Source organism: bacterium (assembly GCA_018814885.1).
In the GTDB taxonomy this organism is placed as follows: Bacteria; Krumholzibacteriota; Krumholzibacteriia; order LZORAL124-64-63; family LZORAL124-64-63; genus JAHIYU01.
Window position 1 is genome coordinate 1 of sequence record JAHIYU010000019.1, and the last position, 7,827, is coordinate 7,827.

Genomic DNA, 7,827 nt, shown 5'->3' on the forward strand with positions numbered 1-7,827 from the left:
CGTGCCCCTGTCCACCTCGCCGGTGGACGAGTCCTTCCACGGTCACGTTTCGCTGGGATGGAGCTTCTGATGGGCGGCGGCCGCTGCGCGCGCGCCTGCCGGTCCTGGCTGACCGTCCTGCTGACCCTGCTCGCCTCCGCTGCGTGCGCGGCGCCGCGCATCATCTCCGTCGTGCCGGCCGGCCGCGACGATCTGCTGGTCTGCAGCCTGACGACCGAGGGCCTGCCCGGCGAGCGCATCGTTTCCACCCTGCGCAGCGGCCTGGTCTCGGCCATCGAGCTGAGACTGGAGGTCCTGCAGGAGGACGATCGCTCGGTGGCCCGCAATCACATCCTGATGCTGCTCTCGTTCGATCTCTGGGAGGAGGTCTACGCCGTGAGCATGGCGGGGCAGGAAGCCAGATTCCCGGATCTCGAGGGTCTGCACGCCTACCTCTCCGCCCTGCCGCCGCTGCCGGTGGCGACGCTGTCCGTCCTGGACGACGTCACGCCGGCGGTCGTGCGAGCCGGATTGCGCCTGCACCCCATCGCACCCGACACGCGTGGACGCATGGGACAGATGATCTCCGGTGGACAGTCGGTCCGCAACGGACAAGGCGACGCCGTCCAGGAGGTCTCCGTCAGCCTGGGCCGGCTGATCCGTTTCTTCTACAGGGGCGGCGACGACGCGGACATGGACGCCTACTGCGATTCCGCGCCCTTTCGTCCCGGGGAGTTGACGCATGCGCCGCATTAGGACGCGATTGATGATCGTCATCCTGGTGGCGGCCCTGCTGCCCGCGCTTCCCATGTCGCTGGTGGTCCGCAACCTCATCGAGCGCAGCATGAATCCCGCCCTGCAGCAGACGCTCGTGGACGGCCTGAAGGCCGGCATGGAGGGATCGCGCGAGGAACTGCAGCGACGCAAGTACGCCTTCGCCCAGGCGGCGGACCGCCTCTGGAAGCCTCATCTGGCCCTGATGAATCCCGCCGCGACCACCGGACAGATGATGATGGACGAACAGGGGCAATGGCTCGGGCAGGCGGCGTTCGTGCCCGAACTGAACGAGGCACTGACCTCCCTCGACGACGGCCCGCAGGTCGTGGGCTCCCATCTCGCCCTGAAGGTGCGCACCGCGGGCGGGCGCCCGGTTGTGATCGCGCAGGCCCTGCCGCCCGAACTCGTGGCGCGGGCCGACAGGATCACCGACGCCATGGGCCTGCTGGCCGCCTTCCAGATCGAGCGCGAACCCATCCTGCGCAGCTACATCCTGCCCTTCGTGCTGGTCTACGCGGCCCTGATCCTCGCGGCGCTGGCCGTGGCCTCGGTGATGGCCGGCCGACTCGCCCGCCCCCTCGAGGCCGTGGCGGCGGGCGCCGCGCGCGTCGCCGAAGGGGATCTGGAAACGCGGGTCGACGCCGACGCGGGCGGCGAGGCGGGCGCCCTGGTCCGCGCGTTCAACGAGATGGTCGCGCGACTGTCGCAGCAGAGGCGCGAACTGTCGCGGCTGGAGAAGGCGGCGGCCTGGCGGGGCATGGCCCGCACCCTGGCCCACGAGATCAAGAATCCGCTGACGCCCATCCTGCTGGCCGTCCAGGAGACGCACCGCAGCTACCGGGGCACCGACGAGAACCATCGCGAGGCGCTCGCCACGTGCGAGCTCATCGTCGGCGAGGAGGTCGACGGTTTGCGACGCCTGGTCGCCGAGTTCTCCGACTTCGCGCGCCTGCCCCGGCCGCGGCTGCGGGACGAAGACCTCGTGCCGCTGGTCCGGGACCTGGCCCGGCTCTACGGCGATAGATTGAAGGTCAGCCCGGCCGCCGCTTCCCTGCTGGGCAGGTTCGACGCCAAGGAGCTGCGGCGCGCCCTGGTCAACCTCATCGACAACGGCCTCAATTCCTGCGCGCAGGCGGGCGTCGAATCCCGCGTCACGCTCTCGGCGCGCAACGACAAGGACGGCGGGCTGGTGCTGGTAGTGGCCGACGGCGGCGTGGGCATCCCGCCCGAGCACCGCGACCGCATCTTCGAGCCCGACTTCTCCACGCGCAAGGAAGGCATGGGCCTGGGACTCGCCATCGTGGACGGCATCGTGCACGGCCACGGCGGCGAGATCGAGATCGACAGCAATCCCGGCGCGGGAGCGGTCTTCACGCTGCGCATCCCCGCCGGCGGGAAGGAATGACGATGTCGCGCATCCTGATCATCGACGACGAGAAGAACATCCGCCGCACCTTCTGCATGGTGCTGAAATCGGAAGGCTTCGAGGTGGCGGAGGCTGCCAGCGGCGAGGAGGGCCTCGACGCGTGGCGCGCCGACGGCGCCGACGTGGTGATCCTGGACGTGCGCCTGCCCGGCATCGACGGCCTCGAGACCCTGCGCCGCCTGCGCGCCGAGGATCCCGCCCAGCAGGTGGTCATGATCTCCGGCCACGGCACCATCTCCACCGCGCTGGAGGCCACGCGCGAGGGCGCCTTCGATTTCCTCGAGAAGCCCTGCTCGCGCGAGCGCGTGGTGCTCGCGGTGCGCAACGCCCTGCGCGTCAAGAAACTGGACGGCGAGGTGCGCGGCTACAAACAGCAGGAGCGCAGCCGCCACCTGATGATCGGCGAATCGGAGGCCATGCGCGCCATCCGCGACCAGATCGACCGCGCCGCGCCCACGCCGGCGCGCATCCTCATCCGCGGCGAGAGCGGCACCGGCAAGGAACTGGTGGCGCGGGCCCTGCACGAGGCGAGCGACCGGCGCGACGGTCCCTTCGTCAAGGTCAACTGCGCGGCGATCCCCGAGGAGCTGATCGAGAGCGAACTGTTCGGCGCCGTGAAGGGCAGCTACACCGGCGCCACCGAGTCGCGCGACGGGAAGTTCATGCAGGCCGACGGCGGCACCATCTTCTTGGACGAGGTGGGCGACATGAGCCTGCGCGCCCAGGCCAAGGTCCTGCGGGCCCTGCAGGAGGGCGAGATCGAGAAGGTCGGCGGCAACAAGACCATCAAGGTGGACGTGCGCGTGCTGGCCGCCACCAATCGCGACCTGGACGAGGACGTGCGCGGTGGTGGCTTCCGCGAGGATCTCTTCTTCCGTTTGAACGTGGTGCCCATCCACATGCCGCCGCTGCGACAGAGACGGGACGACGTGCCGCTGCTGGCGGTCCATTTCCTGTCGCGGTACGGCGAGGAGAACGGACTGCCGCCACGCACGTTCAGTCCGGAGGCCCTGAAGCTCATCACCCGGCTGCCCTGGCCCGGCAACGTGCGCGAGTTGCACAACGCCGTCGAAAGGCTGGCGATCATGTCCGCGGGACCCGAGATCACGCCGGACGATCTGCGGACCACCGGCCTGCTCGACGCGGCGGCCGCGCCGGGGATCGCCGGGCCGGAGGGCGACATGCCCGGCCCCCTCACCCCCGCCTCGATCCAGGGGCTCGGCGGACTGGTCAAGGCGAGGCAGGCCTTCGAGGCCGCCTGCATCCGCGGTTGCCTGGCGCAGACGGGCGGCAACGTCTCGGGAGCGGCCAGGTTGCTCGGCATCGACCGCACGAACCTGCACAAGAAGATCCAGGCCTACGGTCTGGACGACGAGAAGCAAGACAAGGGAGAGAACCCCTCATGAGAAGACGACCGTTGCCGTTGACGATCCTGTCGCTTCTGGCCCTCCTGGTCGCCGGCGCCGCCGCGGCGCAGGACGGCCGCTGGCTGCTCGGCCTCGACGGCCTGAGCAGTCACGTCCAGGACAACAACGAGGAGGACCTCGTCTCCGTCGACGAGCAGTCCGGCGGCGCCGCCCTGCAGGTCGGCTACCGCTTCAGCCCCGCGTTCATGCTGCGCGTCTACGGCGGCGGCGCCGACCACGCCACGAACATCTCCGGCATCGACATCCGCTTCGTGAGCTCCCTGCTCGAGGGCGTCTACCTCTTCGGCGAGGGTCGCGCCTTCCGCCCCTACCTCTTCGGCGGCGTCGGCGGCTACAAGCTGGAGTCCCAGCAGGACGCCCTGCTCTTCGCGGCCGAGGGCGCCGGCATCAGCTTCGGCGGGGGGGCCCACTACCTGGTCGGCGGGAGCGTCTCGCTGCACGGCTCGGTGCGGCTCGAAGCGGTGAACTGGAACAAGGTGACCGTCACCTACTCGGGATCCGGCGGCGACGTCGCCCTCGAGACGCCGGTGGAGGAATCGGGCTTCGCCTCGAAGGTGACCTTCGGGGTGGCGTTCTGGCTCTGAAACGCTGGACAGGGCGGCTCCGCGGGGGGCCGCCCTGAGGTCCGGCGTGGTCGATCGTGATCTGGCCTACTCGCCGCCGCAATCCACGTCGAACTGCTGCGCGTCCCAGCAGGCCTCCGCGCCGCCGTTGTAGTCGGGGACCATGAGGCTGCCGGTGCCGTCGGCTTCCACCCAGCGGATGAACCACGCGTCGCCTGCGCTCTCGGTGAAGTCGATGCGGTGTTCGCCGCCGGCCTCGGAGAAGGTCAGCGCATCGCCCGCGTCGTCGCCGAGCAGGGCGACCAGACCCACGGTGTTCGAGGCGGGACGGTGCGCCCAGTGCAGTTCGGCGACCGCCGGGTCGCCGGCCTGTGCGACGTCGTAGAAGGTCCAGTCGCCGGTGTCGCCCTGGTCGCGGGTCGCGCCGTCGAACCACAGCGCGTTCTCGATACCCTCGTCGAGCGCCGTCACGCGCATCTCCCAGTCCACGTGGTCGTCGCCGATGATGCCACGCAGCCTGATCTGGGCCTCCTGCGCGCCATTGACGAATGTGTAGACCCACAGCCACGAGCCATCGGGCTGGTAGCTGGGCACGGTGTGGACGGCCAGCGAGAAGGCGGCCACCGGCGGCGCCAGGACCACTTCGGTCATGGCCGTCACGACCACCGCGCGCAGGTACGCGTTGAAGAAGTTCCAGCGGGCGGCAGCCTTGTCGAGATCCCTGCCCTGGTCGAAGAAGCTCAGATCGATCTGCAGCTTCGACGCGTCGGGCAGCGTGGGCGCCTCGGTCTGGGGATCGGGATCGGCGATGGGGGCGAGGGGCGTGTCCTCGCTGCAACCGGCCAGGGCCAGGAGGCTCAGGGCGGCCAGAAGCAGGAACATCTTGCGGAGCTTGTTGCGTGTCATCATGTCCGGTCTCCTTGTTGGGTGTCCTCGTTCTCCGTTGATCCGGGGCGCTGCATCGAGCATGCCGAGAGGCGCGCGGCTACGGAGACAGAAGCAACATGTTGTCGTGGCGTTAGTTGTGCGTCGAGCCGAACGCGCGACAATGCGCCCGCGACATGTGGCGCAGCTTCACACCCGCGGCGAAAGATCACGTCGGCGAGGTGGGCCGAACAAATCCGTCGCGCCGGCGTAGACCTTCCTGTCAAACGACCGCCACCCCTGATAGGCTAACGGCATGATCCGCAAGCTGATTCACAAGGTCACCGGCGTGCGCGAGGACGAATTGGGCGTTGCCTTGCTGTCCTGCGCCTTCTTCTTCTGCATCCTGGCCGGCTATTACGTGCTGCGCCCGCTGCGCGAGGAGATGGGAGTGGCGGGCGGCGTGGACAGGCTGCCGCGGCTCTACCTGGCGAACCTCGTGGTGATGCTCCTGACGGCGCCCCTGTTCGGGGCGCTGCTGAAGAAATTTTCCCGCCGGCGCCTCGTGCCGGCCGTCTACCGCTTCTTCATGCTGAACCTGGTCGTGTTCTTCGCGCTGGCGCACTGGCTGCCCGCGGGGTCGCAGATCGGTCTGGGGCGGGTCTTCTACGTCTGGATCAGCGTCATCAACATGTGGGCGGTATCGCTCTTCTGGGCGACCATGGCCGATCGCACCGACCTCGCGCGCAGCAAGCGCCTGTTCGGCTTCATAGCCATCGGCGGCACCGTGGGCGGGGTCGCCGGCGCCGGGGCGACCGCCCTGCTCGTCGAGTCGGTCGGCCGCGTGAACCTGATCCTCGTCTCGGTGGTCATGTTCGAACTGGCTGTGCGGTGCGTTCAGGCGCTGTGGCGACGCCCGTCCCTGCGGCAGGCGGATGGCGCCGCCCCGTCCCGGGAACCGCAGGGCGGCATCCTGTCGGGCCTGACCGCCACCGCCCGTTCACCCTACCTGCTGGGCATCGCGGGATTCATCGTCCTCTACAGCCTCAGCTCCACCTTCCTCTACTTCGTGCAGGCCCACATCGTGCACGACCAGACCGCCGAGCGGGCCGCCCGTGCGGTGCTCTTCGCCCGGATCGACCTGTGGACGAACCTGCTGACCTTGATATTGCAGCTGGGACTGGCGGGCCGGCTGATCCCGCGCATCGGCGTCGGCGCCACGCTCATGCTGCTGCCGCTGGCGACGGCCCTCGGCTTCGCGGTGCTCGCCTTCGCGCCGACCTACGGGGTCGTGCTGATCTTCCAGGCCGTCCGGCGGGCCGGCAACTACGCCCTGGCGCGGCCGGCGCGCGAGACCCTCTACACGATCGTGACCGCCGACCAGAGGTACAAGGCCAAGAGCTTCATCGACACCTTCGTCTATCGCGGCGGCGACGCCGTCGGCGCCACGGTCTTCAACTTTCTCGACAAGGCGGGCGCCGGCATCGCCGGCGTCTCGTTGACGGCCATCCCGCTGGCCCTGATCTGGGGAGGGGTCGGGGTCGTGCTCGGCGCCGCCCAGCAGCGATTGGCCCACAGCAAAGGAGTGAACCAGCCATGACCTTGAACCGACGCGATTTCCTCAAGACGGCCGCCGCGGGCGGCGCCCTGGTCGGCCTCGGCGCGCTGGCGCCCGTAACCGCGCGCGCCGCCTTCACCCGCCACAAGTGCGTCAAGCCCCTGCGCATCCTCATCCTCGGCGGCACCAATTTCCTGGGACCGCACACCGTCAAGTACGCGCGCACGCGAGGTCACGAGGTGACGCTCTTCAACCGCGGCCGCTCCAACCCGGATCTCTTCCAGGACCTGGAACGGCTGGTGGGCGACCGCGACGGGCAGCTCGAGGCGCTGGCGGGCCGCGACTGGGACGCGGTGATCGACACTTGCGGCTACGTGCCCCGCATCGTCACGATGTCGGCCGACCTGCTGCGCGACCACGTCAAGCAATACGTCTTCATCTCGAGCATCAGCGTCTACGGCGACTTCGACGAGATCGGCCTGAACGAGGACTCGGCTGTCGGCAAGCTCGAGGACGAGACGGTCGAGGACGTGACAGCCGAGACCTACGGCCCGCTCAAGGCCCTCTGCGAGCAGGCGGCGGAGACGTCCATGCCGGGCCGCGTCTGCAACATCCGGCCGGGCCTGATCGTGGGCTCCCTGGACCGCAGCGACCGGTTCACGTACTGGCCGGTGCGCGTGTCGCGGGGCGGCGAGGTGCTGGCGCCCCACGCGCCGGGCGAACCGACCCAGGTGATCGACGTGCGCGACCTGGCCGAATTCATCGTCGACAGCATCGAGCGCAACATCACCGGCGTCTACAACGCCGTCTCCCCTCCCGGCGAGATGACCATGGGCGAGATGCTCGACACGTGCCGGCGGGTCTCGGGATCCGACGCGGCCATCACCTGGGCGGACCAGGATTTCCTGGCCGAGCAGGACGTCCAGGCCTGGAGCGACCTGCCCTGCTGGATCCCCAGGAGCATGGAGGCCGGCGTGGGCACCGTCCGCGTGGACCGGGCCCTGATCAGGGGACTGACCTTCCGCCCCCTGACCGAGACCATCCGCGACACCCTCGAGTGGTGGGAGACCTTGCCCGAGACGCGCACCCTGAACATGCGGGCGGGCCTGTCGGCCGAACGCGAGGCGGAGGTGCTGGCGGCATGGCACGCACGGTGAGACGGGCCGGCGCGATCCTGCTGCTGGCGGCGTTGCTGCTCGCGCAGGCGCCCGGCGACGCCACGGCGGCGCGGTC

At 69.5% G+C, this 7,827-nt stretch carries 7 protein-coding genes; 6 read left to right on the forward strand and 1 reads right to left on the reverse strand.

Going from position 1 to position 7,827, the window contains the following annotated elements; translation table 11 throughout:
* Positions 1-69: 69 nt before the first annotated feature.
* From KJ554_00980 to KJ554_00995, 4 genes are read left to right on the forward strand one after another with little or no spacing between them, the layout of a single operon-like run.
* Positions 70-735 (forward strand): hypothetical protein, encoded by a 666-nt coding sequence (locus tag KJ554_00980; GenBank protein MBU0740904.1) that lies wholly within the window; start codon positions 70-72, stop codon positions 733-735.
* A complete protein-coding gene (locus tag KJ554_00985; protein MBU0740905.1) occupies positions 722-2,161 on the forward strand; it encodes a HAMP domain-containing protein in 1,440 nt (479 codons plus the stop codon). The genes KJ554_00980 and KJ554_00985 overlap by 14 nt, the downstream gene beginning before the upstream one ends.
* Positions 2,158-3,588, forward strand: a complete 1,431-nt coding sequence (locus tag KJ554_00990; GenBank protein MBU0740906.1) for a sigma-54 dependent transcriptional regulator — start codon at positions 2,158-2,160, stop codon at positions 3,586-3,588. Before KJ554_00985 ends, KJ554_00990 begins: the two co-directional genes overlap by 4 nt.
* Positions 3,585-4,193, forward strand: a complete 609-nt coding sequence (locus KJ554_00995) for a porin family protein (protein MBU0740907.1) — start codon at positions 3,585-3,587, stop codon at positions 4,191-4,193. The genes KJ554_00990 and KJ554_00995 overlap by 4 nt, the downstream gene beginning before the upstream one ends.
* 66 nt (positions 4,194-4,259) lie before the next feature.
* Here KJ554_00995 and KJ554_01000 read toward each other — a convergent pair whose 3' ends face one another.
* On the reverse strand, positions 4,260-5,081 hold the full coding sequence (locus KJ554_01000; protein ID MBU0740908.1) for a hypothetical protein: 822 nt from the start codon (positions 5,079-5,081) through the stop codon (positions 4,260-4,262).
* A 271-nt stretch (positions 5,082-5,352) separates the two neighbouring features.
* Between KJ554_01000 and KJ554_01005 the strand changes: the two genes are divergently transcribed.
* Positions 5,353-6,636 carry an MFS transporter gene (locus KJ554_01005; GenBank protein ID MBU0740909.1) on the forward strand — a complete coding sequence of 428 codons (1,284 nt, stop codon included), beginning with the start codon at positions 5,353-5,355 and terminating at the stop codon, positions 6,634-6,636.
* On the forward strand, positions 6,633-7,751 hold the full coding sequence (locus KJ554_01010; GenBank protein MBU0740910.1) for a twin-arginine translocation signal domain-containing protein: 1,119 nt from the start codon (positions 6,633-6,635) through the stop codon (positions 7,749-7,751). The genes KJ554_01005 and KJ554_01010 overlap by 4 nt, the downstream gene beginning before the upstream one ends.
* Positions 7,752-7,827 lie beyond the last annotated feature (76 nt).

Bases quoted from the DNA above. Each gene is read 5' to 3' on its own strand.
- KJ554_00980 (MBU0740904.1), top strand. From the start codon at position 70: ATGGGCGGCGGCCGCTGCGCGCGCGCCTGCCGGTCCTGGCTGACCGTC.
- KJ554_00985 (MBU0740905.1), top strand. From the start codon at position 722: ATGCGCCGCATTAGGACGCGATTGATGATCGTCATCCTGGTGGCGGCC.
- KJ554_00990 (MBU0740906.1), top strand. From the start codon at position 2,158: ATGACGATGTCGCGCATCCTGATCATCGACGACGAGAAGAACATCCGC.
- KJ554_00995 (MBU0740907.1), top strand. From the start codon at position 3,585: ATGAGAAGACGACCGTTGCCGTTGACGATCCTGTCGCTTCTGGCCCTC.
- KJ554_01000 (MBU0740908.1), bottom strand. From the start codon at position 5,081: ATGATGACACGCAACAAGCTCCGCAAGATGTTCCTGCTTCTGGCCGCC.
- KJ554_01005 (MBU0740909.1), top strand. From the start codon at position 5,353: ATGATCCGCAAGCTGATTCACAAGGTCACCGGCGTGCGCGAGGACGAA.
- KJ554_01010 (MBU0740910.1), top strand. From the start codon at position 6,633: ATGACCTTGAACCGACGCGATTTCCTCAAGACGGCCGCCGCGGGCGGC.